General features: G+C 63.8%; 25 protein-coding genes. 9 read left to right on the plus strand and 16 right to left on the minus strand.

The window, feature by feature from the left end:
• Positions 1-19: 19 nt before the first annotated feature.
• From RMO95_RS11960 to RMO95_RS12025, 13 genes are all read right to left on the minus strand, one after another.
• Complete coding sequence (locus RMO95_RS11960; protein WP_310450863.1) at positions 20-1,639, minus strand: carboxyl transferase domain-containing protein; 1,620 nt, start codon at positions 1,637-1,639, stop codon at positions 20-22.
• 199 nt (positions 1,640-1,838) lie between these two features.
• Positions 1,839-2,441 (minus strand): 2-hydroxychromene-2-carboxylate isomerase, encoded by a 603-nt coding sequence (locus tag RMO95_RS11965; RefSeq protein ID WP_310450864.1) that lies wholly within the window; start codon positions 2,439-2,441, stop codon positions 1,839-1,841.
• Positions 2,438-3,088, minus strand: a complete 651-nt coding sequence (locus RMO95_RS11970; RefSeq protein WP_310450865.1) for a glutathione S-transferase — start codon at positions 3,086-3,088, stop codon at positions 2,438-2,440. The genes RMO95_RS11965 and RMO95_RS11970 overlap by 4 nt, the downstream gene beginning before the upstream one ends.
• Before the next feature lie 15 nt (positions 3,089-3,103).
• Positions 3,104-3,610, minus strand: a complete 507-nt coding sequence (locus tag RMO95_RS11975) for a GNAT family N-acetyltransferase (RefSeq protein WP_310450866.1) — start codon at positions 3,608-3,610, stop codon at positions 3,104-3,106.
• A 4-nt stretch (positions 3,611-3,614) separates the two neighbouring features.
• Positions 3,615-4,748, minus strand: a complete 1,134-nt coding sequence (locus tag RMO95_RS11980; RefSeq protein WP_310450867.1) for an acyl-CoA dehydrogenase — start codon at positions 4,746-4,748, stop codon at positions 3,615-3,617.
• Positions 4,749-5,152: 404 nt separating this feature from the next.
• Positions 5,153-6,010, minus strand: a complete 858-nt coding sequence (locus tag RMO95_RS11985) for a crotonase/enoyl-CoA hydratase family protein (RefSeq protein WP_310450868.1) — start codon at positions 6,008-6,010, stop codon at positions 5,153-5,155.
• Between the two features lie 7 nt (positions 6,011-6,017).
• A complete protein-coding gene (locus RMO95_RS11990; protein WP_310450869.1) occupies positions 6,018-7,214 on the minus strand; it encodes an acetyl-CoA C-acetyltransferase in 1,197 nt (398 codons plus the stop codon).
• 290 nt (positions 7,215-7,504) lie between these two features.
• Positions 7,505-8,683 (minus strand): carbonate dehydratase, encoded by a 1,179-nt coding sequence (gene can / locus RMO95_RS23125; RefSeq protein ID WP_409574949.1) that lies wholly within the window; start codon positions 8,681-8,683, stop codon positions 7,505-7,507.
• Positions 8,680-9,111, minus strand: a complete 432-nt coding sequence (locus tag RMO95_RS12005) for a thioesterase family protein (protein ID WP_310450870.1) — start codon at positions 9,109-9,111, stop codon at positions 8,680-8,682. The genes can and RMO95_RS12005 overlap by 4 nt, the downstream gene beginning before the upstream one ends.
• Before the next feature lie 106 nt (positions 9,112-9,217).
• Positions 9,218-9,751 carry a PaaI family thioesterase gene (locus RMO95_RS12010; RefSeq protein WP_310450871.1) on the minus strand — a complete coding sequence of 178 codons (534 nt, stop codon included), beginning with the start codon at positions 9,749-9,751 and terminating at the stop codon, positions 9,218-9,220.
• A complete protein-coding gene (locus tag RMO95_RS12015) occupies positions 9,751-10,929 on the minus strand; it encodes an isovaleryl-CoA dehydrogenase (RefSeq protein WP_310450872.1) in 1,179 nt (392 codons plus the stop codon). Before RMO95_RS12015 ends, RMO95_RS12010 begins: the two co-directional genes overlap by 1 nt.
• Positions 10,929-11,402, minus strand: coding sequence for a PaaI family thioesterase (locus RMO95_RS12020; protein WP_310450873.1), 474 nt, complete (start codon positions 11,400-11,402; stop codon positions 10,929-10,931). Before RMO95_RS12020 ends, RMO95_RS12015 begins: the two co-directional genes overlap by 1 nt.
• A gap of 52 nt (positions 11,403-11,454) precedes the next feature.
• Positions 11,455-11,874, minus strand: coding sequence for a MerR family DNA-binding transcriptional regulator (locus RMO95_RS12025; RefSeq protein WP_310450874.1), 420 nt, complete (start codon positions 11,872-11,874; stop codon positions 11,455-11,457).
• A gap of 122 nt (positions 11,875-11,996) precedes the next feature.
• Between RMO95_RS12025 and RMO95_RS12030 the strand changes: the two genes are divergently transcribed.
• The 3 genes from RMO95_RS12030 (at position 11,997) to RMO95_RS12040 (ending at position 15,446) form a co-directional block, all read left to right on the plus strand.
• On the plus strand, positions 11,997-13,082 hold the full coding sequence (locus RMO95_RS12030) for an MBL fold metallo-hydrolase (protein WP_310450875.1): 1,086 nt from the start codon (positions 11,997-11,999) through the stop codon (positions 13,080-13,082).
• Between the two features lie 14 nt (positions 13,083-13,096).
• Complete coding sequence (locus RMO95_RS12035) at positions 13,097-14,905, plus strand: class I poly(R)-hydroxyalkanoic acid synthase (RefSeq protein WP_310450876.1); 1,809 nt, start codon at positions 13,097-13,099, stop codon at positions 14,903-14,905.
• A 91-nt stretch (positions 14,906-14,996) separates the two neighbouring features.
• Positions 14,997-15,446 carry a putative toxin-antitoxin system toxin component, PIN family gene (locus RMO95_RS12040; protein ID WP_310450877.1) on the plus strand — a complete coding sequence of 150 codons (450 nt, stop codon included), beginning with the start codon at positions 14,997-14,999 and terminating at the stop codon, positions 15,444-15,446.
• Positions 15,447-15,536: 90 nt separating this feature from the next.
• Here RMO95_RS12040 and RMO95_RS12045 read toward each other — a convergent pair whose 3' ends face one another.
• Positions 15,537-16,406, minus strand: a complete 870-nt coding sequence (locus tag RMO95_RS12045) for a hypothetical protein (RefSeq protein ID WP_310450878.1) — start codon at positions 16,404-16,406, stop codon at positions 15,537-15,539.
• Between the two features lie 32 nt (positions 16,407-16,438).
• Positions 16,439-17,215 carry a hypothetical protein gene (locus tag RMO95_RS12050; protein WP_310450879.1) on the minus strand — a complete coding sequence of 259 codons (777 nt, stop codon included), beginning with the start codon at positions 17,213-17,215 and terminating at the stop codon, positions 16,439-16,441.
• 240 nt (positions 17,216-17,455) lie between these two features.
• Between RMO95_RS12050 and RMO95_RS12055 the strand changes: the two genes are divergently transcribed.
• From RMO95_RS12055 to RMO95_RS12070, 4 genes are all read left to right on the plus strand, one after another.
• Positions 17,456-18,337: a DUF3365 domain-containing protein gene (locus tag RMO95_RS12055; RefSeq protein WP_310450880.1), complete on the plus strand. Its 882-nt coding sequence runs from the start codon at positions 17,456-17,458 to the stop codon at positions 18,335-18,337.
• 10 nt (positions 18,338-18,347) lie between these two features.
• Positions 18,348-19,715, plus strand: coding sequence for a hypothetical protein (locus tag RMO95_RS12060; protein WP_310450881.1), 1,368 nt, complete (start codon positions 18,348-18,350; stop codon positions 19,713-19,715).
• A gap of 371 nt (positions 19,716-20,086) precedes the next feature.
• A complete protein-coding gene (locus RMO95_RS12065; protein ID WP_310450882.1) occupies positions 20,087-21,070 on the plus strand; it encodes a DmsE family decaheme c-type cytochrome in 984 nt (327 codons plus the stop codon).
• A gap of 30 nt (positions 21,071-21,100) precedes the next feature.
• The gene (locus tag RMO95_RS12070; RefSeq protein ID WP_310450883.1) at positions 21,101-23,395 is read left to right on the plus strand and encodes an MtrB/PioB family decaheme-associated outer membrane protein; all 2,295 of its coding nucleotides are present in this window, start codon (positions 21,101-21,103) and stop codon (positions 23,393-23,395) included.
• A gap of 207 nt (positions 23,396-23,602) precedes the next feature.
• Here the strand turns inward: RMO95_RS12070 and RMO95_RS12075 are convergent, their stop codons facing one another.
• Positions 23,603-23,965 carry a c-type cytochrome gene (locus RMO95_RS12075; RefSeq protein WP_310450884.1) on the minus strand — a complete coding sequence of 121 codons (363 nt, stop codon included), beginning with the start codon at positions 23,963-23,965 and terminating at the stop codon, positions 23,603-23,605.
• Between the two features lie 76 nt (positions 23,966-24,041).
• On the opposite strand from RMO95_RS12075, the gene RMO95_RS12080 reads away from it, so the two are divergent.
• Both RMO95_RS12080 and RMO95_RS12085 read left to right on the plus strand, forming a co-directional pair.
• Entirely contained in the window at positions 24,042-25,100 is a 1,059-nt protein-coding gene (locus RMO95_RS12080) for a tetratricopeptide repeat protein (RefSeq protein ID WP_310450885.1), read from the plus strand.
• 40 nt (positions 25,101-25,140) lie between these two features.
• Positions 25,141-26,109 (plus strand): ChaN family lipoprotein, encoded by a 969-nt coding sequence (locus tag RMO95_RS12085; RefSeq protein ID WP_310450886.1) that lies wholly within the window; start codon positions 25,141-25,143, stop codon positions 26,107-26,109.
• Positions 26,110-26,154 lie beyond the last annotated feature (45 nt).

Here is a 26,154-nt window from a genome sequence, read left to right on the forward strand (position 1 = left end):
CTCTCTATTGATCCTGCTTTTACATTCTGAACACGCCGAACTTGGTCGGCAGGATGGGTGCGTTGAGCGACGCGGAAATGCCCAAGCCGAGGGTGCGCCGGGTCTGCGCCGGATCGAGGATGCCGTCGTCCCAGATGCGCGCCGTGGCGTAGTAGGGATGGCCCTGGGTTTCGTACTGGGCGCGGATCGGGGCGCGGAAGGATTCCTCGTCCTCCTTGCTCCATTGCTTGCCTGCAGACTCCATGCCGTCGCGTTTGATGGTGGACAGCACCGACGCGGCCTGCTCGCCGCCCATCACGCTGATCCGCGCATTGGGCCACATCCAGAGCATGCGCGGACTGTAGGCGCGGCCGCACATGCCGTAGTTGCCGGCACCGAATGAACCGCCGATGATCATGGTGAATTTCGGCACCTGCGCCGTCGCCACCGCGGTGACCATCTTCGCGCCGTCCTTGGCGATGCCGCTGTTCTCGTACTTGCGGCCGACCATGAAGCCCGTGATGTTCTGCAGGAACAGCAGCGGAATGCCGCGCTGGGCGCAGAGTTCGATGAAGTGCGCGCCCTTCTGCGCCGACTCGCCGAACAGGATGCCGTTGTTGGCGACGATGCCCAGCGGATAGCCGTGCAGCCGCGCGAAACCGGTGACCAGCGTGGTGCCGTAGCGCGACTTGAATTCGTCGAAGCGCGAGCCGTCGACCAGGCGGGCGATGACCTCGCGCACGTCGTAGGGCTTCCTGGTGTCGAAGGGAATCACGCCGGCCAGCTCAGACGGGTCATAAAGCGGTTCCTCCGGCGTGGCGATGTCGAGCGACACGGGCTTTTGCCAGTTCAGGTTGCCGACGATGCGCCGCGCGATCGACAGCGCGTGGTGGTCGTTCTCGGCCAGGTGGTCGCAGACGCCCGAAATCCGCGTATGCACGTCGCCGCCGCCGAGGTCCTCGGCGCTGACCACTTCGCCGGTGGCAGCCTTGACCAGCGGCGGGCCGCCGAGAAATATGGTGCCCTGGTTCCTGACAATGACGGATTCATCGGACATGGCCGGCATGTAGGCGCCGCCCGCGGTGCAGGAACCCATGACGATGCCGATCTGCGGAATGCCCATGGCCGACATGTTGGCCTGGTTGAAGAAGATGCGGCCGAAGTGGTCGCGGTCGGGAAACACCTCGTCCTGCGTCGGCAGGTTGGCGCCGCCCGAATCGACCAGGTAGATGCACGGCAGGCGGTTCTGCTGCGCGATTTCCTGCGCGCGCAAATGTTTCTTCACCGTCAGCGGGAAGTAGGAGCCGCCCTTCACCGTCGCATCGTTGGCGACGATCATGCATTCGACGCCCTTGACCCGGCCGATGCCGGTGACCACGCCGGCCGAGGCAACCTCAGTTGGGCTCTTGGCGCTGTACATGCCGTAAGCGGCCAGCGCCGAGAATTCGAGGAAGGCCGCGCCCGGATCGATCAGCGCATTGATGCGCTCGCGCGGCAGCAGCTTGCCGCGCGCCTTGTGTTTGGCCGCGGTCTCCGGCGAGCCGCCGCCGGAGACCGCGATGGTCTTCTCGCGCAGGTCGGCGACCAGCGCGCTCATCGCCGCGGCGTTGGCCTTGAACTCCTCGCTACGGGTGTTGAGTTTGGATTTGATGACGCTCATGCTGCCTCCGCCGGGCCGCCCGCGCTAGCGCGGGTAAAGAATGGACACCCCCTCCCTGCCTCCCCCGCCACGCGGGGGAGGTGACCAGTCACCCCCGCCCTTGGGGCGGGGGCAGGGGGGTGGGCAGCAATATTTTCCCAAAGGGTGCGCTTGCGCACCCCCTTCCGTGGGAAGGGGGATGGGGGGAAGGTCGTCATTTTCAGAATCCTCCCGTGGCGAGCCACTTTTCGATTTGCGGCAGGCGGTCGACGCCCCAGAAAGCTTCGCCATCGACCACGATATACGGTGCGCCGAACATGCCCTGGGCAATCGCGGCGTCGGTTTCCTGCTTGAGGCGATCCTTGATCTCGGGCGTGGCGATGGCCGCCGCGAAGGCGTCACGGTCGATGCCCAGTTGGGAGACGATTTCCAGCACCACCGGCAGCTCGCTGATGTCGCGGCTATCGACCCAGTAGGCTCGAAACACAGCATGGGCGAACTGCCTGGCCTTGGCGCAGTCCTGCCCGTGCAGCCAGTAGTAGCCTCGCGCGGCAGCCAGCGTGGCAATCGGAAACTTCGGCGGAAACTTGTAGGGGATGCCCATGAATCGTGCCGAGCGGTCGAAGTCGCGCTTGCTGTACTCGCCCTTGAGCGGGATGGTGATCAGCAGCGGCATGTTCGAGGCCTTGAAGGCGGCGCCGAGCATCATCGGCCGCCACTTGACCTTGCGCCCATGCTTCGCCGCGAGATCGTCGATCAGTTCGCTGGCGAGATAGGAATAGGGCGAGGAAAAGTCGAACCAGAATTCGATGGGCTCTTTCATTTGTTTTCTCCTGTTCCCCAGCCGGCCAGCGGATGGCCCGGCATCAGTTGGTAGGGATGCTGCCAGCCCGGCAGGCCGGCGATGCGTTGCGACCAGTCGCGGAGGTTCGGATAGTCGTTCCAGTCCACGCCGATTTCCTCGGGCCAGAAAACGTAGCCGGCCAGGGAAAAGTCGGCGATGGTGGGGCGGTGGCCGACGACCCATTGACGCCCGGCAAGATGGGCGTCGAGGACTTTCCATGCAGTTTCGGCACGGGCGCGAAATGCGGTGAGTACCGCCGGATCGGTGGTCGGCACGAAGTTGCGCAGGTAGCGCAAAGTGGCCGTGTAGCTGGTGAACTTGTGGTTATCGAACAGCATCCAGCGCAGGCTTTCGCGCCGTTCGTCGTTGTCCTGCGGGCCGTAGCTGCCCAGCGCCTCGGCCAGGTAGTCGAGGATCACGCCGGATTGCGACCAGATCCGCCCGCGGTGTTCGAGCAGCGGCACCTCGCCCATGACGTTCAGCGCGCGGTACTCCGGCGTCTTGGTCGCGCCCTTGAAGAAATCGACGAAGCGCGGTTCCCAGTCGGCGCCGGACAAAGCCAGCATCAGCGCCGGCTTGTAGGCGTTGCCGGACTGGGCGAAACAGTGCAGGGTGTATTCGGCCACGGGATTCTCCAATTTTCAGGCTTGCCACTCAAAGCGTTGCTCGTTGACCTCGTAGCCCCATTGTCTTCCGCGTTCCTGGCTTGTCAGGCAGAACCCGTGTTTCTCGTAAAGATGCCGGGCGGCGTCCAGCCCTTCGAAGGTCCATAGATGGACGCGCCGGTATCCGTGCGTCCGGCAGAAGTCGAGAGCGCTTGCCAGCAACCGGCTACCGATGCCTGAGCCGCGCAATTCGTCGGATGCGATGAACCAGCGCAGGTGCGCGCCGTCGGTAGCGGCTTCGCTACCGTCGATCGCGATGGCAGCTTCCGCGCGGCCGCGCCGTACCGCGAGCCAGAGTCCGTCGCGGCTTGCATCGAAGCGCTCGCAGAAGGCAGACAGTTCGCGCGCCACCTTGCTCTCGAACAGCACGCCGAAACCGGCATGGCGGGAATAAAAACTGCCATGCAATTCGGCAATGCGTCCGATGCAGCCCGGCAGGTAGCCGGAGTGGATCGAGAGGTCGGTTCCTGATTCCGCAGTCATTGGATTACATGCCGAGAGAGCGGCCGATGACCAGCCGCTGGATGTCGGAGGCGCCTTCGTAGATCTGGCAGACACGTACGTCGCGGTAGATGCGCTCGACCGGAAAGTCGCTGACATAGCCGTAGCCGCCGTGGATCTGGATCGCGTCGGAACAGACCTTCTCGGCCATCTCGGAAGCAAACAGCTTGGCCATCGAGGCCTCCTTCAAACAGGGACGGCCGGCGTCGCGCAAGCTTGCTGCGTGATGCACCATCTGCCGCGCGACCTCGATCTGCGTCGCCATGTCGGCCAGGCGGAAATTCACCGCCTGATGTTCGAAGAGCGGCTTGCCGAAGCTCTCGCGTTCGTGCGAGTAATGCAGCGCGGCTTCGAAGGCCGCACGCGCCATGCCCACGGCCTGGGCCGAGATGCCGATGCGACCGCCTTCGAGATTGGACAGGGCGATGCGGTAGCCCTGGCCTTCGGCGCCGAGCAGATTTTCGGCGGGGATGCGGCAGTTCTCGAACAGGATCTGCGCGGTATCGGACGCATGCTGGCCGAGCTTTTCCTCGACCCGGGCGACGATGTAGCCCGGCGTGTCGGCGGGCACGATGAAGGCCGAGATGCCTTTCTTGCCGGCGCCCGGATCGGTGACCGCGAACACCACCGCGACCTGCGCGTTCTTGCCCGTGGTGATGAACTGCTTGACGCCGTTCAAGACCCAGTGGTCGCCGTCCAGAACCGCCTTGGTGCGGATCGCCGCCGCGTCGGAGCCGACATGCGGCTCGGTCAGGCAGAAGCAGCCGAGCCATTCGCCGCTGGCGAGCTTCCTCAGGTATTTCTCCTTCTGCGCATCGCTGCCGAAGGCATTGATCGGGCCGCAGACCACCGAGTTCTGCACGCTGATGATGGTCGAGATGGCGCCATCGCCGGCGGCGATTTCCTCCAGCGCCAGCGCCAGCGAAACATAGTCCAGTCCCGCGCCGCCCCATTCTTCGGGCACCACCATGCCGCAGACTCCGAGCTCGCCCAGTGCGCGCAATTCCTCGCGCGGGAAGTGGCAAGTCCGGTCCCACTCCGCGGCCTTGGGCGCCAACTGTTCGCGCGCGAAGTCGCGCAGCATGTCGCGGATCTGTTCCTGTTCCGGGCTCAGTACCATCTCAGTTGCTCCACCATGCTTCGCGCCACCCGCCATGCATGAATCGCCGTGTTGGTTGGCAGAGGGCGGGGGGCGCCGAGGGCGACAGGGGGCCGCCATCGCTCATGTCACCCGAACCGGGCTGCGCCCGGTCCTCCTTCTTTACTTCGCCATGTCGGCCCCCTGCCACCCTCGGCGGGATACGCCCGCGGTTCTCGACCGCCAAACACCCACGGCGTAACCCGAACGGGCCGCTGGGGTGCTCTGCAAAGCGAAGTAAAGAAGGGCGTAGGCAGGGTTTCGCGGAGCACTGCTCCGCGCTGCCGAAGCCGGCTTGCCATGCAGGGCAAGCCGTGGGGACGGATGACATGAGCGGCGCAGAGCACCCCAGTGGCCCGTTCGCGCAAAAGACGCCAAGTTTCATTTCAGTAATCCTTGTATGACTTGCTGCCGGGTATCGGCTCGCCGGAATCGCGCAGGCGCACGGCCTCCTTGTAGCCCTTTTCTTCGGCGTAATGCTTGAACCACTGGCCCTCGGGCGAGTGGCGCGTGATGCCGTCGAACAGCGTGGCGATCATCTGGGTGTTGGCCAGGCCCATGTTGTCGTAGGCCTGGTTGATCATGAGCTTCTGCATCATGAGCTGGTTTTTCGGCACGCCGGCCATGCGGTTTGCAAGTTTCAGCACCGCATCTTCGAGTTCCGCCTCGGGCACCGCGTCGATGACCAGGCCCCATTCCTTCGCGGTCCTGCCGTCGATGGTGTCACCGGTCAAGAGCATGCGCTTGGCCTTTTCGGCGCCGAGGCGATAGACCCACATCGCGGTGGTCGGGCAGCCCCAGACGCGCGCCGGCATGTAGCCGATCTTCGCATCGTCGGCCATCACCACCAGGTCGCAGCACAACGCTATGTCGCTGCCGCCGGCCACGGCGAAGCCCTGCACCTTGCAGATGGTCGGCTTGTGGCTGCGCCAGAGGCTGAAGAAGTCGTCGGTGAAACCCTTCATGGCGCGGTAATCAACCATCGGATCCCAGGGCATCGACTGCGTGCAGGGCGTATCGACGTCGGCCTCGGCGAAGTCCTTGAGGTCGTAGCCGGAGCAGAAGGCGCGACCCGCACCCTGCAGGATGATGACGTGGATGTCGTCGTCGGCATTGGCGCGATCGACGGCAATCCGTATCTCGCGCGGCATCGCCGGCACGATGGCATTGAGCCGCTCGGGACGGTTGAGCGTGATGCGCGCGATGCGCCCCTCGGTCGTGTAGGTGAGGGTCTGCAGGGTCATGGCGGACTTACGCCAGCTCGATGCCGAACGCGGTGGCTTCGCCGCCGCCGATGCAGAGGCTGGCGACGCCGCGCTTCTTTCCATATTTGCGTAGCGCGCCGATCAGCGTGACGATCACGCGCGCGCCGGAGGCGCCGATCGGATGCCCAAGGGCGCAGGCGCCGCCATGCACATTGACCTTGTCGTGCGGCAGCTTGAGGTCGTGCATCGCGGCCATGGTGACCACGGCGAAGGCTTCGTTGATTTCCCAGAGGTCGACGCTGTCGGCGCTCCAGCCATTCTTCGCCAGCAGCTTCTTCATGGCGCCGACCGGCGCGGTGGTGAACAGGCCGGGTTCCTGGGCGAAGGTGGAATGGCCTACGACCGTGGCGATGGGCTTCAATCCCAGTTTGGCGGCGGTAGAAGCGCGCATCATGACCAGCGCGGCGGCACCATCGGAAATCGACGAGGAGTTGGCGGCGGTCACCGTGCCGTCCTTGCGGAAGGCCGGCTTCAGCGTCGGAATCTTTTCCAGCTGGGCCTTGAAGGGCTGCTCGTCCTTGTCGACAACGACGTCGCCCTTGCGGCCGGAGACCGTGACGGGAGCTATTTCCCAGGCGAAGCTGCCGTCGGTGTTGGCCTGCTTGGCGCGCGTGGTGGAGGCCACGGCGAAGGCGTCCTGCGCCTCGCGCGTGAACTTGTAGCTGCCGGCGCAGTCCTCGGCGAAGCTGCCCATCAAGCGTGCCCCGCCTCTCTCGTCCCTTGCGTAGGCGTCTTCGAGGCCGTCGAGGAACATGTGGTCCTTGACCTCGCCGTGGCCGAGGCGATAACCGCCGCGCGCCTTGGGCAGCAGGTAGGGCGCGTTGCTCATCGATTCCATGCCGCCGGCGACCATGACCTCGACGCTGCCGGCGACGAGCATGTCGTGCGCGTACATCGCCGCGCGCATGCCGGAGCCGCACATCTTGTTCACCGTGGTTGCGCCTACCGCCAGCGGCAGGCCTGCGCCGAGTGACGCCTGGCGCGCCGGGGCCTGGCCCTGGCCGGCGGGCAGCACGCAGCCCATGATGACTTCGTCGACCTGCGCAGGCGCCAGGCCGGCGCGTTCGACGGCGGCCTTGATCGCGGCGCTGCCCAACTGGGAGCAAGTCAGTGAATTGAAGTCACCCTGAAAACCGCCCATGGGGGTGCGGACGGCGGAGATGATGACGATAGGATCGGACATGAGGGGCTCCAATAGGAAAGGAAAGAGGTTTCGGTGAAGGCTAACGCGAGCGCAGCGAGGGTTAAGCCGCGCAGCGGCGGCCGGAGCCAAAACCGCCAATCGGAGTGCGAGCGGCGGAGACGATGACGATAGAGTCGTTCATGATGGTTCCTTTTGTCGTGAAAACCTATTGGCCACAGAGATCACAGAGAACACAGAGAACACAGAGAACGCAGAGATAAAGCAAATTCACGGTTCCGTCTTTCTCTGTGAACTCTGTGTCCTCTGTGGCAGGAAGTATGGTTTTACGTTCATTGCAATATAGCGAGCGCCGCTGCGTATCGCTCTGGAATATGCTCGGGGCTGCTGACGGTAAGGCCGAGGTCGCGCATCAGGCCGTCCTTGAGGCCGTAGATCCAGCCGTGGATGGTCAGGTTCTGGCCGCGCTGCCAGGCGTCCTGGACGACGATGGTGCGCGAGAGGTTGATCACCTGTTCCAGCACGTTGAGTTCGCACAGACGGTCATGGCGCTTTTCCTCGGGCAACTCGTCGACCCGCGCCATGTGCTTGACATGCACATCCTGCACGTGGCGCAGCCAGAGGTCGGCCAGTCCGACGCGGTGATGATGGAGCGCCGCGTGCACGCCGCCGCAGCCGTAGTGGCCGACCACCATGATGTGTCTGACCTTGAGCACGTCGATCGCGAACTGGATCACGGAAAGGCAGTTGAGGTCGGTGTGCACCACCACGTTGGCGACATTGCGATGCACGAACACCTCGCCGGGCAAAAGGCCGACGATCTGGTTGGCGGGCACGCGCGAATCCGAACAGCCGATCCACATGTATTCCGGCGACTGCAGGTGGGACAGGCGCTCGAAGTAGTCCGGATCGACCTCGCGCATCTGCCGCGCCCAGGCCCGGTTGAAATCGAACAAGTGGTGCAGGGTCTGGTTATTGAGCTGTTCCTCGGACCAGTTTTCGAGGTCCAGCGCGAGGAACTGCGTGCCTTCGAGCGAGGTCTGGTAGTAGGCCGGCGCCTCCTGGAAGCCCAGTTCGCGGTAAAGCTTCACCGCGATACGCATGGCCGGCAGGGTGTCGAGCATGATGGTGCGGTAGCCGATCTGGCGCGCGGCGCGTATCGCTGCCAGGGCCAGGTCGCGGCCGACGCCGAGGCCCCGGCAGCTCGGCTCGACGTAGAGGCGCTTGAGCTCGCAGACCCCGGCGGCCAGCGGCCGGATGCCGACGCAGCCGGCGGCGCGTTTCTCACCGTTTGCATTGACCTCGGCGTAGAACAGGCGGCCCTCGGGTGCGGCGTAGCGCCCCGGCAGGTTGGCCATTTCCTCGTCGAAATTCTGGAAGCACAGGTCGACGCCGAGCCAGCCTGCGTAGTTGCGGAAAAACTGGCGCACCTGTTCCAGTTCGGCGACATGCTCGGCGCCAAGCACGCGAATCGCCGTGCCGCCAGCGCCAACTTTCACTGCGTCGTTCATGACGTCCAGGGCAGTTCGTAAGCAACCACCAGCTCGCGCGCCTTGTCCGCCGCGGCCTTGGGCAGGTGGCAGCTCTTGCGCGTCTGGGTGTCGAGGTGGATGCCGGTCAGCAGCGTCACGGCCGACACCGTGTCGGTATCGGCGTTGCGCATTTCGTGAAAGAAGATGATCTTCTTGTCGGTGACGTCGACCACGCCGGTGCGTATGGCCACGGTGTCGCCGGCATGCAGTTCGCGCTGGTAGCTGATGCGCTGGTCGATCGCCGCCATGCCGCGATGGTGTTCGCGCAGGAAGGCCGCGCTCATGCCGAGGTGGGACATCAGGTTCCAGGTCGCTTCGTCGAATTTGCCGACGTACCACATGACGTTCATGTGGTTCATGTGGTCACAATGCCACGGATAGACCGTGCCGCGATAGGTTTCAAGCAATGCAGCACGCCCCCCATCCCCCTCGCCGAGCGAGGGGGTGACTGCGGTTCGCCGCTGCGCGGCTCCGGGTTCTGGCTGCGCCGCGCTTAAGGCGGCTCTGCGCGCGTCAGACATTGAATATGAGGCAAGTCGTCGTCGCGTGTGCGTAGAGCTTGCCATCGGCATCGACCAGCTTGCCTTCCGCCGTACCGATCTGCTTGCCGGCGTGGATCACGCGACCCTCGGCGCGCACCGGACCGACGCGGTCGGTCAGGGCGCGGATGTAGTTCACCTTGAGCTCGATCGTGGTGTAGCCCTGACCGGCTTCGAGCGTGGACTGGATCGCGCAGGCGACGCAGGAATCCAGCAGCGTGGCATGAAAGCCGCCATGCACCGATCCGATCGGGTTGTAATGGCGATGCTGCGGCAGGCCCTGGAACACCACGCGGCCTTTTTCGGCCTCGACCAGGAGGAAGCCCAGCGTGTCGCTGATCGGCGGCCGCGGCAGCTCGCCGGCGATCATCTTCTGGAACAGTTCGAGACCCGAGCATTCGCGCAAATTTTCCAGGGTCAGCACGCCGGGGCCGCTGGAGCGGGCCAGCACTTCGTCGTAAAGCTTCTGCCATTCCTCGCGTTGCTGTTGGCTATGTTGGGCGCTCATCACATGGTCTCGTTGTAGAGTTCGCGGCCGATCAGCATGCGGCGGATTTCCGAGGTGCCGGCGCCGATCTCGTAAAGCTTGGCGTCGCGCCAGAGGCGGCCGGTCGGGTATTCGTTGGTGTAGCCGACGCCGCCCAGGGCCTGGATCGCCTCGCCGGCCATCCAGGTGGCCTTTTCCGCCGAATACAGGATCGCGCCGGCGGCATCCTTGCGCAGCGTACGGGCGTGGTCGCCGCGGTCGCAGGCCTTGCCCAGCGCGTAAACATAGGCACGTGTGGCCTGCCAGGTCGAATACATGTCGGCCAGCTTGCCCTGCATCAACTGGAATTCGCCGATGCTCTGGCCGAACTGCTTGCGCTCATGCACGAAAGGCAGCACCACGTCCATGCAGGCCGCCATGATGCCCAGCGGACCGCCGGAGAGCACGGCGCGTTCGTAGTCGAGGCCGGACATCAATACGCGCGTGCCGTTGCCTTCGCCGCCCAGCACGTTTTCCGCCGGCACTTCGCAGTCGTCGAAGAACAGCGGGTAGGTGTTGGAGCCGCGCATGCCGAGCTTGTCGAGATGCTGGCCCTTGCTGAAGCCGGCAAAGCCCTTCTCGACGATGAAGGCGGTCATACCCTTGGCGCCGGCATCCGGGCTGGTCTTGGCATAGACCACCAGGGTGTCGGCGTCGCCGCCGTTGGTGATCCACATCTTCGAGCCGTTCAGGACATAGCGTGCATCTGCCCCGTTTCCTTTGAGCTCGGCGCGCAGCTTCATCGACACCACGTCGGAGCCGGCACCCGATTCCGACATCGCCAGTGCGCCGACGTGCTCGCCGGAAATCAGCTTGGGCAGGTACTTTTTCCGCTGCGTATCGTTGCCGTTGCGACGGATCTGGTTCACGCAGAGGTTGGAATGCGCGCCGTAGGACAGGCCGACCGAGGCCGAGGCGCGGGAGATTTCCTCCATCGCCACCATGTGGGCGAGGTAGCCCATGTTGGTGCCGCCGTATTCCTCGCCGGCGGTCATGCCGAGCAGGCCCATGTCGCCGAACTTCTGCCACAGGTCCGCAGGGAACTCGTTGACGCGATCGATCTCGGCGGCGCGCGGCAGGATTTCCTTCTGCGCGAACGCCCAGACGGCATCGCGCAGCATGTCGACGTCTTCGCCGAGATCGAAATTCAGTCCGAGCATTACTTTTTCTCCTTGGCATGCATGGTCATGAGGGTTTGCTGCATCGTGGCGCAGTGCGTGGCGCGACCGCCTTTGATTGCGTACACCTCGCCGCGCGTGATGACGAGGTTGCGCCCGGTCTTCAGCACCTGACCTTCGGCGACGAGGAACTCGCCGTCGGCCGGTGCCAGCAGATTCAGTTTGAATTCCACGGTCAGCACGTCGGAGCCGGCCGGCATCAGCGTGAGCCCGGCATAGCCGCCGGCGCTATCGACGATGGTGCTGGTGATACCGGCGTGGAAATAGCCGTTCTGCTGGGTCAGGTCGTCGCGGAAAGGCAGGCGAATCTCGCAATGCCCGGGCTTCAGTTCGCCGATTTCGGCGCCGATCAGCGTCATCACCTTCTGCCGGGCAAAGCTGGCCCGCACCGTGGCATCCCAGTCCGGGTTGCGCGGCTCGAAAACATTCCTGGCTGGGCGTGCGGTGTGCGGCATTTCATCTCCTGCCTGAGGCGTGCATGGTAGTTAACGTTGACGTCAACGTCAACTACCCGGGGTGTCGGTTCGGGCGGCGGCCCGAATCCGCCGCGGCGGCATCGGACTTCAGCATATCGCGGCACTGGCGCTCGAAGCGGGCGATTTCCTTGAGCACGGCCTGGATGTCGTCGCGCTGCTGCTCCAGCGCGGCACGGCGCTGGGCCAGCGCGCCGAGGAAGGACAACAATTGCGTGGACTCGTCCTCGGCCGTGTCGTACATGTCGATCAAATCCTTGATCTCGGCCAGGCTGAGACCCAGGCGCTTGCCGCGCAGGGCCAGCTTGAGGCGGGTGCGGTCGCGCTTGCTGTAGATGCGGTTGCCGCCTTCGCGCGCCGGAGAGACCAGACCGTGGGATTCCCAGTAGCGGATGGCGCGGGTCGTCACGCCGAAATCGCGGGCCAGTTCGGTGATGGTTTGAGTATCGTTCATGGTTAGGGGCTCGGATGGGCGCAATGCTGCAGTGCACATAAAGTCCCGAAAATTGGATAAGATGGCAGACCGCCAGTCGGCAAGTTAAGCAGATTTCCCCCATCGATGCAAAGAGACGCGACTTGAACGCTCCCATCGCCTACCCCCACGAAACCGCACCCGCTCCCGGCGTCGCGGTAGCCGTCGCGCCCGGCATCGAATGGCTGTGCATGCCGCTGCCCTTCGCGCTGAACCACATCAACCTGTGGCTGCTGGCCGACGGCGACGGCTATGCCGCGGTCGATACCGGCTTCGCCCTCGACCCGGTCAAGGAAGCCTGGAAGTCGGCGCTCGCCGGCCCGCGGTCTCCACACACCCGGGATTCCGCTTCGCGGCGGGCGAGCGGAATCTCCGGCGGACAGAGTCAAGGACGGCGCCTGACGCGCTGCATCGTCACGCACTGCCATCCCGACCACCTCGGCCTCGCCGCCTGGCTGGAGCAGGAAACCGGCGCCGGGCTGTGGATCGCCCAGGGCGAGTACCTGGCGGCGCACATGATGGTGGAGCAGATCGCCGGCTATGCGATCGGTTCCATGGTCGAGTTCTTCCGCAGCCACGGCCTCGACGAGGCGCGCATCGACGCCCTGGTGGCGCGCGGCAACGGCTACAAGCGCGGCGTACCGGATATTCCCGCCACCTATCGGCGCTTGTTCGACGGTCAGTTGCTGCAGATCGGCGAGCACGAGTGGCGCACCATCGTCGGCCACGGCCACGCCCCCGAGCACATGAGCCTGTATTGCGCCGAGCTCGGCGTGCTGATCTCGGGCGACATGCTCTTGCCGCGCATCTCGACCAATATTTCGGTGATGGCCAGCACCCCCTACGCGGATCCGCTCGGCCTGTTCCTCGATTCCATCGACGGCTTTCGCGCCCTGCCGGCAGACACGCTGGTGCTGCCCTCGCACGGCCGGCCGTTCCGCGGCCTGCATGCCCGAGTGGACCAGCTGCACGCCCACCATGCGGAGCGCTGCGAGGTGCTGCTGGCAGCCTGCGAGGACAAGTCGCGCAGTGCCGCGGAACTGATCGCGGTGCTGTTCAATCGCGAGATCCCGGACCCGCACCAGACCATGTTTGCCATGGGCGAGGCGATTGCCCACCTGAATTACCTTGAGCACGCCGGCAAATTGAAACGTATCGAAGAGAACGGCCTGGTCCGTTACATCCGTTAACCGAAGGAGCCCCGATGTCTGCACCACAAACCCAGCATTTGCCCGACCCCAAGGAAATTGCCAAGACCTACGCCGAAGTGGCCCAGCGTGCCTCGCACCTGATCACGGACCACATGAAGCGTCAGATGAAAAAGGGCGTTTCCGCACCTTCCGATGACCTTGGAATTGCGCAGGCTTTCTTGGACATGATGGCCAAGATGCTGGCCAATCCCTACCAGTTGGCGCAGGCGCAGATGAACCTGGTGTGGGATTATTTTTCGCTGTGGCAGCATTCGACGATGCGCATGATGGGCATGCAAGGCGCACCGGTGGCGCAGCCGAAGAAGGGCGACAAGCGCTTCGCCGACGCGCAATGGGAAGAACATTTCCTGTTCGATTTCATCAAGCAGTCCTACCTGATCACGGCGCGCCACGTGCATGACAACGTCTGCTGCATCGAAGGCCTCGACGATATCTCGCAGAAGAAGGTGAATTTCTTCACCCGCCAGTTCATCGATGCGCTGGCACCGTCCAACTTCGCTATGACCAACCCGGAAGTGCTGCGCGAGACGGTCAAGAGCAACGGCCAGAACCTGCTCAAGGGTTTCAACAACCTGCTGCGCGACATCGAGGAAGGCGACGGCCAGCTGCGCGTCAAGATGACCGATCCCTCGGCCTTCGAAATGGGCAAGAACGTCGCCGTAACGCCGGGCAAGGTGGTCTTCCAGAACGAGATGATCCAGCTGATCCAGTTCAATCCGACCACCAAGGAACAGTACAAGCGTCCGCTGCTGATCATCCCGCCCTGGATCAACAAGTACTACATCCTCGACCTGCGCGAGAGCAATTCCTACATCAAGTGGGCCACCGACCAGGGCCACTCGGTATTCGTCATCTCCTGGGTGAATCCGGATGCCAAGCTGGCCATGAAGGGCTTCGACGATTACATGACCGAAGGCGCGCTGGCCGCCATCGACGCCGTCTGCCAGCAGACCGGCGAAAAGGAAGTCAACATGATCGGCTACTGCCTCGGCGGTACGCTGCTCGGCTCGACCATGGGCTACATGGCGGCCAAGAAGGACAAGCGCATCGCCTCGGCGACCTTCTTCGTCGCCCTGCTCGACTTCTCGATCCCCGGCGAGCTCGGCGTCTTCATCGACGAAGGCCAGGTCGCCAGCCTCGAAAAGAAAATGGAGGAACGCGGCTTCCTGGAGGGCTCGGAGATGGGCACCACCTTCAACATGCTGCGCTCCAACGACCTGATCTGGACCTTCGTGGTCAACAACTACCTGATGGGCAAGGAACCCTTCCCCTTCGACCTGCTCTACTGGAATTCCGATTCCACGCGCATGCCCTACAAGATGCACAGCTACTACCTGCGCAACATGTACCTGAACAACCTGCTGCGCGAACCGGGCGGCATCACCCTGCTCGACACGCCGATCGACCTGTCCAAGGTCAAGACGCCGTCCTATTTCATCTCCACCATCGAAGACCACATCGCGCCGTGGCGCAGCGTCTATCTCGGTTCCACCGCGCTGGGCGGCCCGGTGCGCTTTGCCTTGGGCGGTTCGGGCCACATCGCCGGCATCGTCAATCCGCCCTCGGCCAACAAGTACGGCTTCTGGACCAACGATGCGCGGCCGGAGACCCCGGACGAATGGTTCGAAGGCGCCAAGCAGCACGAAGGCTCGTGGTGGACCGACTGGCAGAAATGGATCACCAAGCTGAACGACGACAAGGTGCCGGCGCGCGACCCGTCCAAGGGCAAGTTCAAGCCGCTGGAAGATGCACCGGGTTCCTTCGTCAAGTTCCGCCTGGACACGCCGAAAAAGAAAGCGTAGGAGCCAGCTTGCTGGCGAAACATGCACCCATCGCGAGCAAGCTCGCTCCTACGGGGACACGGAATCGCGACACTCGGTGCCGGCTTTTTCGATGATCGAGCCGCGGCGCGTCGTGCTCGACACCAATGTCCTGGTCTCGCTCTACGTGTTTGCCGACAGCCGTTTCGCCTCGCTACGCGCAAGAAGCGACAGCGGCGAATGGCAGGCGATCACCAACGCCGCCTGCCTCGGCGAATTCCGCCGCGTGCTCGGCTATCCGATGTTCGCGCTGACGGAACAGCAGCAGTCGTGCGCGCTGGCGGCCTACGCGGCCCGTGCCATTCACCACGACGACTCGCCGCCTGCTGCGGCGGTTCAATTGCCGCGCTGCAAGGATCGCGATGACCAGAAGTTTCTCGAACTGGCCCGCGACAGCGCCGCCGATTGGCTGGTAACGGCGGACAAAGCCCTGCTGCGCCTGGCGCGGCGCGAGCGGCTGCGCGACCTGTTTCGCATCCTCACGCCCGAGGCGGCATTGGCGGAATTGCGAATCGCTGCGTAGGACCCGGAGAGTTGGCGCTGGCCGGCCGGCGCAGCCGAATCCCCGGCGGACAGAGTCCGGCACGGCGCCGACCACGCCGGCAGGCCCCGCTCAGATGCGAATGTAGCGGTACTGGCGGGCTTCGTTCTGGACCGCCGCGACGCCCTCGGCAGTCGGAAAACGCACCATGCAGACGGTCCAGCGACGGCGATCATGGCACAGCAGTTGCGACATCGACTCGACCGGATCGGCCTGGGCGGCGTCAGCCTTGTTGCCGGCACGCACCTGCAATTGCTCGGTGGGACGTTGCAGCCAGGCGACCAGTCCACGCATCAGTTTGTCCGCTTGCAGTTCCTCGCTGGCCAGCACGAGCTTGCCCTTGTCGCCCTCGGCGGACTGGAGGTCGCGGCGGTTCTCGATATTCCATGCGTCGCGCGGCAACTGGCCCTTCTTGCGCAACAGGTCGATATGTTCGCTGAATCTTTTCACCAGGCGGGTCAGCGCCGCGGTGCGCAGTCCCTGCCGCGCACCGGCCTCGGTCGCCGCGAGCGAGCGCAGGGTATGTTCGCAGAAGCCCTGTTTCGGGCTGTCGGACGCCTGGTCCTTCTGTTGGCGCACGCCGAGCAGCGCGAACGACTCCGGCTGTTCGGCGCCCGCAAGAAATGCCAGCGGCTGCCTGACGTCCACGCTGCGACCGATGCCATGGGCGATATCCTGTCGCGCTGAAAACAGCGCGTGGACCAAGGGATGGTGCGTGTAGTGCGCGGCGGAAATGTCCAGCGGACCGGGAATCGTGCCGATCTGTGCATCGAAGTATTCCGCTGCGGAGTTGATCGCCGGCACCAGGCTCGATGCGTAGCCCTCGGCGCCGACGACATCGAAGCCGACAGCGTCGGATATCTGACGGATTACCGGATGCGTCTCGGGAAGCACACAGGCCACTGATTGCGATTGGTGCAGCAGATTGCTGAAGAAACCCATGTCTTCCTTCCCTGGAATGCTCCGCCCGATTTCTATCGGGCTTGAGAACTGATGTAGCGCAGCATATCTTCTTCAAAACGCGCGCGTGCGGCCGCATCGTCGATTTCGCGGCTCAAGGCCGGCACCAATTGCTCCACCGCTGTCGAGGAACGAACTGCCCGATCCACCAAGGCACTCGCGAATGGCCCGATGTCCTCGGCCAGGCGCCGCTTGACGAATGCGACAAACGCCGCATCGGCGCTTTGCAGGCGCCCGCCGGCAGCCGGCGGTGGCGCGACCGTGCGGCCGGAAAAAGCCATCTGGCTCATGCCGTCCGCGGCAGCAGCTCCGCTCATCGCCTGCAGCCGGAACGGAAGATCCGACAACTTGGCGGCGTAGGCCGCGAAGTCCTGCGTCGCCACGAATCCGCCGGCCGCCGGCGCCCGCCGCAACGCGCTTTGCGTCGAGCGGATTGCCGATCCGACATAACTCAGCTCGCCCACCGATTCGGTGCGAAAGACAACACCATAGTGGACCATGGCACGTATCCGCAACGGCGCCGCGGCCGCTTCGAAAGCCGAAACAGCTGCGACGACTCGGTTCAGGATGTCTCCCACCACCAGTTCCGGCGCCAGGGTCAAGGTCAGATTCGGCTTGCCGGTTTCCTGCGTGACAAAACCGAGCGCACGGGCCGCGGCAACGAAGCCTTCAAAGCTCGCAGAAGCCGCCGCATCGACGATATACGCCCCCGCAATATCGAAGGCGATGACCGTGGTTGATACAGGTGCGCTGACTTGCGAAGACACGGCGTCCCAGTCCTCCTTCTCCATTTTTGGCTTCGGCAGCTAAAGCGAATGCTGGCTGGCGCCTGCTGCTACTTTTTCGAATCAGTTTATTCTTAAAATATGACCTTGGCCATATGCAGGGCGGGCCATTCATGATGTCGTAGACTCTGCCCTGACGGGCGATTCTGGCACGGGAACGGCCATCGCGTCCAGCCGCCAGTCTGCAAGAAACCGGCAATACCTCATGCTATCCTTTGCCGCTAAGGAATCCAGCGGAGATCGCGCATGAAGCTGAGGGGAAAATTCAATTCGATGCTGCTTGTCGTGTTCGGGCTGGCGCTGGGTGCTTCCGGCTACTTCTCGTACCAGCAGCTCAACGACAACGCCCGCGACGAAGTCCTGTCGAATGCCGGTGTATTAATGGAGACCATACTTTCGGCGCGCACCTGGGCCGTCAATGAGGTCGGTCCGAATCTGCGCGAGACCGAAGAAGACGAGGAAATGCTCATGATGGGCATCCCCGCCTATGCCGCCAACAAGGTCATGGAGGCCGTGCAGAAGCGCTACCCGGAATACGGCTACCGCGAAGTCGCACTGAACCCGACCAACGTCAAGCATCGCCCGGAGGATTGGGAAGCCCGCATCATCAACGGCTTCCGCAGCGACGTCACGAAGGAACAGGAATGGGGAGTGCGCGAAACCTCCAAGGGCCCCTACCTCTACCTCGCACGACCGATCCAGATCAAGCAGTCCGGCTGCCTGGGCTGCCACACCACGCCGGAAAAGGCACCGCCGAAAATGGTCGCGATCTACGGCGACAACGGCTACGGCTGGAAGCTCAAGGAGATTGTCGGCGCGCAGATCGTCAGCGTTCCGCTGTCGGTGCCGATTGCCAATGCCCAACGCATGTTCACGACCTTCATGGGCACGCTTACCGGGGTCTTCGTCGCCGTCTTCATCCTCCTCAACCTGATGCTGACCGCACTGATCACCAACCGCTTGAGCGAAATGGCGGCAATTGCCGACGAGATCAGCAAAGGCAATTTCGAGATGGGCGAATTCAACGAGAAGGGCAGCGACGAAGTCGCCCAGCTCAGTTCCGCCTTCAATCGCATGCGCCGCAGCCTGGTCAAGGCCATGGAATTTTTCAACAAACAAAGCGACTGAGGCCGGTTCGATGAAGCCGAGGTCTTCCCGCATATCGCTGCGTGCCGCCGCTTTTGCCCTGTGTGCACTGGCGGCATTCGGCGCCCAGGCGCAATCCGGCGCCAACGGCCGCTTGCTGTTCAAGCAGAAGAATTGTGCCCTATGTCATTTCTACGAAGCGCGCAGCATCGCGCCTTCGGTGAAAAACATGAAGGCCGGCATGAAGGGCGATCCGGCGCAAGCCGCAGCCGCTATTTCCGCTGCCGCCGGCCATGCCGGCGAACTCAAATCGATATCCACGGACGAGATTCGGGCCATTGCGGAATGGCTGGCCGCGACCACCTACGCCGAGCAAGCGGCGGCGACAGCTGCAAAGCCGAAACCCGGCAGTCCGGAGGCCAAGGCCCTGGCGAAGAAGGAAGCCGCCGCCAAGGCCAAGGCGGCTGCGGAAGCCAAAGCCCAGGCCAAGCAGGAAGCCGCCGTCAAGGCCAAACAGGAAGCGGAAGCCAAAGCCCAGGCCAAGAATAACGCCGCCGCCAAGGCCAGGCAGGAAGCCGAGGCCAAGGCCCAGGCCAAGAAAGACGCAGCAACCAAGGCCAAGCAGGAAGCCGACACCAAGGCTCAGGCCAAACGCGACGCGGAAGCCCAGGGCAAACGCGACGCCGCCGCCAAACAGGAGCAGGCCGAACTCGCGCGACGGGAAGCCGACGCCAGGGCGCGCAAGGATACCGCCGCCCTCGATGCGATCAAGCGCGAAGGCGAAGAACGGGCCAGGCGCGAGGCCGAAGCACAGGCCAACGCGAAGCGCGACGCCGATGCGCTGGCCGCAAAAAAACGCGAGGCGGACGAGCGTGCCGCCAAACAGGAACTGGAGGCGAAAGCCAGGCGCGAGGCCGATGCGTTCGCATTGCAGAAGCGTGACGCCGACGAACGCGCCAAGCGGGAAGCCGAGGTCAAGGCGAAAGCAGAGACCCTCGCCACGCAGAAACGCGAGGTGGAAGCACAGGCGCAGGCGAAGAAACCCGAGGCAGCCGCCAAGGCGGAGCCCACCGCCAAGGAGGAAACAGCCAAACCCGGCGCCAGAAAGAAAATCGCCTATCGCGACGGTTCCGATCTGCCACCCTGCGAGGCCCCGACCGGAGCCCCGCTCGGCGCCATCGACGAAGCCGGCGCCAAGGCGGTCATCGACCGCGTCGGCTGCCCGCAATGCCACGCCTATGTGCAGAAAAAGACCGGCCCCCCGATGAAACAGATCCATGAGAAATACAAGGGCGACTGGGAATGCGTCGTTGCGCGCCTGACCAAGAACAAGACGCACAAGGAAGAGGGCGTCACCGACGACATGAAGGGCAACGAATTCAAGATCGTTGCCGACTACATCGCCACCCGCGCCAAATAGTCCCCGCCCGGGCCGGTACCCCGCCCGCGGCCATACCGTCGTCATGTTTCGACACCCATGCCGGCGGCGACGGAAACATTCTCCCGTAATTTATTAGCATTGCGGCATAAGCCGTTGTCAAAACTCGGCCTTTTCCCATGCGCCGATCGGCCAAGCCGCGAAAAATACCTTGTTGCAGAAAAGAAACACTATCAGCCTGTCGACATAGCTCGGGGTGTGGGAAATAGCTTGTTTTTAATAAAAAAGTCTGTTTGAATCAGTGACAACGAGAAATTTAGTAATGTAATTTATCAAGATTTACGGAGGATCGTTCTGGTTTGGGGACGAATTCCACCCGCGGATTGCTCAAACGCATCGTCGGAACGAGACATATGAACCAGATAATCAGGAAATATCGCGCAGCGGCGGCCGGTCTCGCTCTCTTGATCGCCAGCGGCCTTGCGGGCATCGCCTCCGCCCAGACGACACAGAAGGAAGACGCCGCACCGACCCGTTCGCGTGCCGATAGCGGCGAGATAAAGTCCTGCGTCGAGTGCCATGAAGGCTTCTATGCGATCGCCCGGACCAAGCACGCGGTCAAGGGCGATGCGCGCACTCCCGAGTCAACCGGCAAGTCGCTCACCGGCAATCCCGAAGACAAGATGTGCAGCAGTTGTCATGGCGATCTCTCCGCGCACCTGAAAACGCCGCGCGTCAAAGGCCTGGTGCCGGTAGTCTTCGGCAAGAAGGGCTCGGCCGAGCCGCAGAACGAGGCCTGCCTCGGTTGTCACCAGTCCGGCTCGCGCATTCATTGGCAAGGCAGCAAGCACGAGCAGACCAAGCAGTCCTGCGCGAGTTGCCACCGCCTACATGCGCCCAAGGATCCGGTGATGGTCGCCGAGACACAGGCCAGCGTCTGTTTCGACTGCCACAAGGATCGCCGCGCGGAACTGCACCGCGTGTCGACACACCCGACCAAGAACGGTTTTTTCTCATGTTCGGCCTGCCACGCCCCGCACGGATCGACCGCGCAACGCGGATCGCTGCAGAAGAATACCGTCAATGAAACCTGCTACACCTGCCACGCGCAGTTGCGCGGGCCTTTCCTCTGGGAACACCGTCCCTCCCAGGACGATTGCACCAACTGCCACAATCCGCACGGCACCAACATCGCACCGATGCTCAAGGTGCGCATGCCCTACCTGTGCCAGCAATGCCACTCGACCGCCATCGGCCATTCCAACGTAGCCTTCGACGGCAGTACCTTGGCGCCTACGTCCGGCAGCGCCCAGCGGATACTCGGCAATGCCTGCGCGAACTGCCACATGAAGGTCCATGGCAGCAACCATCCGTCCGGCGCGCGCCTGCAGCGCTGAGCCGACAATACATTGCCCATAGGTGATGCCATGAAACAGAATATCCACGCGCCGCTTCGCCGCCGCACCGTCGTCCTCGCCGTCGGCGCCGCGCTCGCGTCGCTTGCCGCGGCACCCGCCCTCGCCGACCCGCTGCTGACGATCAAGCTCTTCCGAGATTCCGAGGTCATGTTCCGCGATGCCGACATGTCGCGCTGGGCCGATAACTATGTCGAACTCGGCGTCGGCTACAACTCGAAGGACTCGGTGCGTTTCGGCCAGTTTTCGGGCCTCACCGACAAGGGTGCCTTCCCCATCGCGGGCTTCAACTGGCTCTCCCGCGATCAGGCCAACGATGCACAGTACTGGCAGATTCATGGTGCCAACCTCGGCCTCGACTCACGCAAGTTCAAGGCCGAAGGCGGCGTGCAGGGCCGCTGGGACGCATCGTTCAGCTTCGACGGCCTGAAGAAGTCGCAAACCGAATCCGCAATGTTCATTCACCAGGGACTCGGCACCAGCAACCTGACCTTGCCGGCCAGGGCGTGGGTCACCAATCCGACCACGATGAACCCGGCCTTGCTGCAGCCCTTCGAGATCCAGCACGGCCGCGACATCTACCGCCTCGGTCTGAAAGGACTGCTGGGCAACGAGTGGGACTACAAGGTCAGCTACCGGGAAGACCGTCGCGACGGCACCCGGATGACCGGAATGTCGTTTGCGCCCAGCGGCGAAGCGGCGATCCTGCCCTATCAGATCGACGACAGGACGCAGCAGATCGAGGCCGTGCTGTCCTACACCTCCAAGCTCGCCCAGTTCCAGCTCGGCTACAACTACTCGCGCTTCAGCAACGGCTTGAACGCGTTCACTGTTCAGGATCCGGGCTCGATACTGGGTACGCTGGGGCGTCTTTCGCTGGCGCCGGACAACGACCACCACCAGATCTTTGCCACCGGCGCCTACCGCTTCGGCAAGACAACGCGCCTCTCCGCGACCTACAGCTACGGTATCGCACGCCAGAACGAAGCCTTCCTGCCCTATTCGGCCAACGGCACAACCGTGGCCGCCAGTACCACCGCCGGGCTCCCGCGCAGTTCGCTGGACGGCAAGGTCGTCAACACGCTGCTCGATATTGCGCTGACGACAAAACCAATCGACAAGATGAATCTCAAGGTTGCCTACCAGTATCGCGACAGCGACAACCGGACTCCGATAGCCCAATACGCCTATATCGGCCGTGATGGCGCAGCTGGCGTGCCCGTGGCCGGGGCAACCATTCGCACCAATGCGCCGGTCAGCACTACCGAAAACAAGCTGAGCCTCGAAGGCGACTATGAAATAGCGGCAAAAACGGTACTGCGCGCCGGGCTCGAGCACAGCAACAAGAAATACAGCTTGAGCGACCGGACCGATACCCAGACCAACAAACTGTCGTTCGAGCTGCGCCGGCCGATCTCCGACGAGTTCCTCGGCAGCGTTGGCTATAGCCGCACTCAGCGCCGCGGCGCCGATTACGACAAGAATGTCTACTTCCGCAACACTTATACCGATCCGGTTTTCCAGGCCGGCGCGACCGGCCGGCTGACCAACAATCCCAGCATGCGCTCCTTCATGTATGCCGACTTCAACGAGGATCGCCTGCGCGCAGCCGGCAACTGGACCGTCAGCGAGACGGTCAGTCTGCAAGGCAGCGTCGATGGCTACCAGCAGAAAATGCGCGGCCCGAACTGCGGTCAGTTCTCGGACGCACTGCAGCCGCTGGCTGTCACCGCCGCCCTTTCGGGCACCTGCCTGGGGCGCGAGAGTGCCGATGGCGGCAGCGCGAGCCTCGACCTGCAATACCAGCCCGAGGAAAACCTGACGACCTTTGCCTTCACCAACTTCTCGCAGACCGGCGTCAGGGAAACCGGCAGGGTCTGGTCGCGGGGCAACACTTCGGGTGCACTGGAGACCAACAACTGGAACGGCGACATGATCTACCGCGACCACACGGTCGGATTCGGCCTCAAGTGGCAGCCCGAGGAAAAATGGGACTTCGGCGGCACCTACGTGCTGAATCGGGGCACAGGCATGAGCGGAATCACCACCAACAGCGGCCTGGCTGCCGCGCAACCCGTACCCGATACCTGGAGCCGGCTGCACACGCTGCAACTCTTCGCCAAGTGGGACTACAGCAAGCAGTTGAGCTGGCGCTTCAACTACCTCTACGAAAACCTCAATTCCTATGACTGGGCGCTCAGCGATGTCGGCGCAACGTCCAACGTCAACGTGCTGTTTACCGGCCAACAGGCGCCGCGTTACAGCAACCACGTGTTCGGGGTTTCGGCGGTAGTCAAGAGCTGGTAATTCGGGTCATGCACCAAGCAAACAGGCCGCCATGCGCGGCCTGCTTCGTTTATGTCCACGAGGGACGAGCGGACGGTATCCCCCGGTGGGATATGTCCGCGGCGGACGAGCGGACGGTATCCCCTGGGGGGATATGCCCGCGGCGAGGAACGAGCGGACATATCCCGGCGTTCGGCGGCGGGTGTCGCGCCTGCCTCGATTTCCCGCTTATCCCCGCGACAAGATCCAGTGCACGAGATTCTTCAGGTCGGCGGCGTCCTTGGCCGGCGGCGGCTCGTGCTGTTCGTCGCCGCCGCCCTCGACCGTGACCGACTTGCTGCCCGAAAGATGCTTGATCAAGACAGCTTCGGCATCGGGCTTGCCTTTGTATTTCTGCGCGATTCTTTTGTAGGATGGCGCCTTCTTGGCCTTTTCGACGGAGTGACACTTGAAACAGTGGCCCGCCTTGGCCAGCGTTTCCGCCGCATCCTCGTTTACATTCTGCGCCGCGGCAGGATGCACGACGAGAACCAGCGCGGCCGCCAGAACAGCCTTGCGCAGAATCTCGCCTGAGTAGAGGAATGACTTCATCAATATGTCGTTAAATTTTGATTTAAAGCAATATTACCGCATTGCAATCTGCCTGTCCGTGGCGCTGGGACTGGCCATGGCACCTGCTGGCGATGCCTGGGCGAAAGCCAAGCCGCGTCAGGTCGACGCGGAGGCGGCCAAGCAAAAAGCCAAAACAAACAAGCCGCGCGCCGTTGCCCGAAAAGCCAAGACCGCGGCGCCGGCGCAGATCGATCCGGTCAGCGAACTGGAGGTCATCAGCGGCGAGACCATTGCCCTACGCAAAGCACTGGAGGCCGACCCCGATGACAGCTCGTCGCGGCAGAAGCTTGCCCTGCTCGCGCTACGTTCGGCGCGTGCGGCGGAACGCGCGCTGTCGCGCGGCGACGACGAGCTCTTCAACGCTTACCGCGAGCAGATCCAGACCCGCTTCGCCGACACGCGCCCCGGCCTGGAAACATTGTCGGCGCGCGACATCGGCGCCGCCGAATACGCGCTCGGCGCACTCGCCTTGCACGGCATGCTGGAACAACGCAATGTCGAGCGCGCCTGCGCACACTTTGCCGCGGCGCTCGACAAGGGTTTCGGCGGCGCCAAGTTCCGCCACGCCCAATGCATCGAGGAGAACGACCCGGCGCGTGCCTTTGCGCTGTTGAAGGAAGCCGCGGATGGCGGCCATGTCGGGGCGAACGAGCGACTCGGGCGCATCTGCCTGGAAGCGCAACCCCCGGATGCGCCCTGTGCCTTTTCCCGCCTGGAACGCGCCGCAAACGACGGCCGGGCCAGCGCCAAGTCCCTGCTCGGCTGGATGCATGCCGAAGGCATTGGCGGCAAGGTCGATGCGGCGCGCGCCGCAAGGTATTACCGCGAGGCGGCCAAACAGGGCGAAGCTTCGGCGCGTAACAATCTCGGCGAGTTGTACGAGAAGGGCCGCAGCGTCGCCAAGGACGAAAAAGCAGCCTTCGAGTACTACCTTGCCGCGGCCCAGAGCGGCTTCCCGCCGGCGCAGTTCAATGCCGGCCGCCTCTATGCCGCCGGCCGGGGCACGGCACAGAATCTGGGCGAAGCCCGGCGCTGGCTGGGCGAGGCGGAGAAGGCCGGAATCACCCCGGCACGCGAGATTCTGGACCTGCTGGATCGGCAGGCCGAGAAGTAGCCGGCGGCTGCCCGGCGCCGCTGCTTGCTATGATGGGCCGATGCATTCCCTGCACCTTCGCGCGCGGCCGCGCCTGCTTGCCGCCTTCTTCTCCGTCCTGCTGCTGACGAGTTGCGCCCAAGTCCCGCCCGGGACCCTGCTCGATATGGACCATCCGCTTGCCGGACGGCTCTGGGATGTGGCCGCCGGCCGCTTCATCGACGAAGCCGAACTGCTGCGCCGAGCCGGCCAGGCGGAAGCGCTGCTGCTGGGCGAGACCCATGACAATCCGGAACACCATCGCCTGCAACTCAGGATACTGCAGACGCGGCTTGATGCAGGCGCCCGGCCGGCCCTGCTGATGGAGCAGTTCGACAACGACCAGCAGGCCGCGATCGACGAGGCACGCAAGGCCGGCAAGGATCTTGCACCGCTGATGCGCGGCTGGGACTGGACGCTTTACCGACCGCTGGTGGCGCTGGCCGACTCGACACGGATTCCGCTACGGGCGGCCAACCTGCCGCGCGGTGCGACGCGCCCGGTGGTGCGCGAAGGCTTTGCGACTCTGGCCGTCGGCGAGCAGCGGCGTCTCGCACTCCTGGCGGTCTGGGACGATGCGCGGCAAACCTACATGACCGGCCTGATCGAGGCCTCGCACTGCGGCAAGGTCTCGCCGCAACTGCGCGACGGCCTGGTCCTCGCCCAGCGCCTGCGCGACGCGACGCTGGCCGACTCGGCGCTGGACCAGTTGGATCGGGGCGTGGTCTTCATTCTCGGCCGCGGCCATGCCCGGCGCGACGTCGGCGTGCCGCGTTATCTTGAGGCACGCCGTCCCGGTACCCGCGTGCTGTCGATCGGATTCGTGGAAGTTGGTGCTGGCAACACGGCGCCGGCGCAATACGAGAACGAACGCATCGGCGGCATCGCTCCCTACGACGTCATCTGGTTCACGCCGCGCGCCGAGCGCCCGGACCCCTGCCTCGCCTTCGGCAAGCAGGCCCGGCTCCCGTCAGCTACGCCAACGCCGTAGGAGCGAGCTTGCTCGCGAAAGCCACGCCCATCGCCAGCAAGCTGG

This window comes from Sulfuritalea sp. (assembly GCF_031426875.1).
Taxonomy (GTDB): Bacteria; Pseudomonadota; Gammaproteobacteria; order Burkholderiales; family Rhodocyclaceae; genus Sulfuritalea.

What these genes read in the sequence shown, in the direction of transcription:
- RMO95_RS11960 (WP_310450863.1), bottom strand. Translation starts at nt 1,639, where the DNA reads ATGAGCGTCATCAAATCCAAACTCAACACCCGTAGCGAGGAGTTCAAG.
- RMO95_RS11965 (WP_310450864.1), bottom strand. Translation starts at nt 2,441, where the DNA reads ATGAAAGAGCCCATCGAATTCTGGTTCGACTTTTCCTCGCCCTATTCC.
- RMO95_RS11975 (WP_310450866.1), bottom strand. Translation starts at nt 3,610, where the DNA reads ATGACTGCGGAATCAGGAACCGACCTCTCGATCCACTCCGGCTACCTG.
- RMO95_RS11980 (WP_310450867.1), bottom strand. Translation starts at nt 4,748, where the DNA reads ATGGTACTGAGCCCGGAACAGGAACAGATCCGCGACATGCTGCGCGAC.
- RMO95_RS11985 (WP_310450868.1), bottom strand. Translation starts at nt 6,010, where the DNA reads ATGACCCTGCAGACCCTCACCTACACGACCGAGGGGCGCATCGCGCGC.
- RMO95_RS11990 (WP_310450869.1), bottom strand. Translation starts at nt 7,214, where the DNA reads ATGTCCGATCCTATCGTCATCATCTCCGCCGTCCGCACCCCCATGGGC.
- can (WP_409574949.1), bottom strand. Translation starts at nt 8,683, where the DNA reads ATGAACGACGCAGTGAAAGTTGGCGCTGGCGGCACGGCGATTCGCGTG.
- RMO95_RS12010 (WP_310450871.1), bottom strand. Translation starts at nt 9,751, where the DNA reads ATGAGCGCCCAACATAGCCAACAGCAACGCGAGGAATGGCAGAAGCTT.
- RMO95_RS12015 (WP_310450872.1), bottom strand. Translation starts at nt 10,929, where the DNA reads ATGCTCGGACTGAATTTCGATCTCGGCGAAGACGTCGACATGCTGCGC.
- RMO95_RS12020 (WP_310450873.1), bottom strand. Translation starts at nt 11,402, where the DNA reads ATGCCGCACACCGCACGCCCAGCCAGGAATGTTTTCGAGCCGCGCAAC.
- RMO95_RS12025 (WP_310450874.1), bottom strand. Translation starts at nt 11,874, where the DNA reads ATGAACGATACTCAAACCATCACCGAACTGGCCCGCGATTTCGGCGTG.
- RMO95_RS12035 (WP_310450876.1), top strand. Translation starts at nt 13,097, where the DNA reads ATGTCTGCACCACAAACCCAGCATTTGCCCGACCCCAAGGAAATTGCC.
- RMO95_RS12040 (WP_310450877.1), top strand. Translation starts at nt 14,997, where the DNA reads ATGATCGAGCCGCGGCGCGTCGTGCTCGACACCAATGTCCTGGTCTCG.
- RMO95_RS12045 (WP_310450878.1), bottom strand. Translation starts at nt 16,406, where the DNA reads ATGGGTTTCTTCAGCAATCTGCTGCACCAATCGCAATCAGTGGCCTGT.
- RMO95_RS12050 (WP_310450879.1), bottom strand. Translation starts at nt 17,215, where the DNA reads ATGGAGAAGGAGGACTGGGACGCCGTGTCTTCGCAAGTCAGCGCACCT.
- RMO95_RS12055 (WP_310450880.1), top strand. Translation starts at nt 17,456, where the DNA reads ATGAAGCTGAGGGGAAAATTCAATTCGATGCTGCTTGTCGTGTTCGGG.
- RMO95_RS12060 (WP_310450881.1), top strand. Translation starts at nt 18,348, where the DNA reads ATGAAGCCGAGGTCTTCCCGCATATCGCTGCGTGCCGCCGCTTTTGCC.
- RMO95_RS12065 (WP_310450882.1), top strand. Translation starts at nt 20,087, where the DNA reads ATGAACCAGATAATCAGGAAATATCGCGCAGCGGCGGCCGGTCTCGCT.
- RMO95_RS12070 (WP_310450883.1), top strand. Translation starts at nt 21,101, where the DNA reads ATGAAACAGAATATCCACGCGCCGCTTCGCCGCCGCACCGTCGTCCTC.
- RMO95_RS12075 (WP_310450884.1), bottom strand. Translation starts at nt 23,965, where the DNA reads ATGAAGTCATTCCTCTACTCAGGCGAGATTCTGCGCAAGGCTGTTCTG.
- RMO95_RS12080 (WP_310450885.1), top strand. Translation starts at nt 24,042, where the DNA reads ATGGCACCTGCTGGCGATGCCTGGGCGAAAGCCAAGCCGCGTCAGGTC.
- RMO95_RS12085 (WP_310450886.1), top strand. Translation starts at nt 25,141, where the DNA reads ATGCATTCCCTGCACCTTCGCGCGCGGCCGCGCCTGCTTGCCGCCTTC.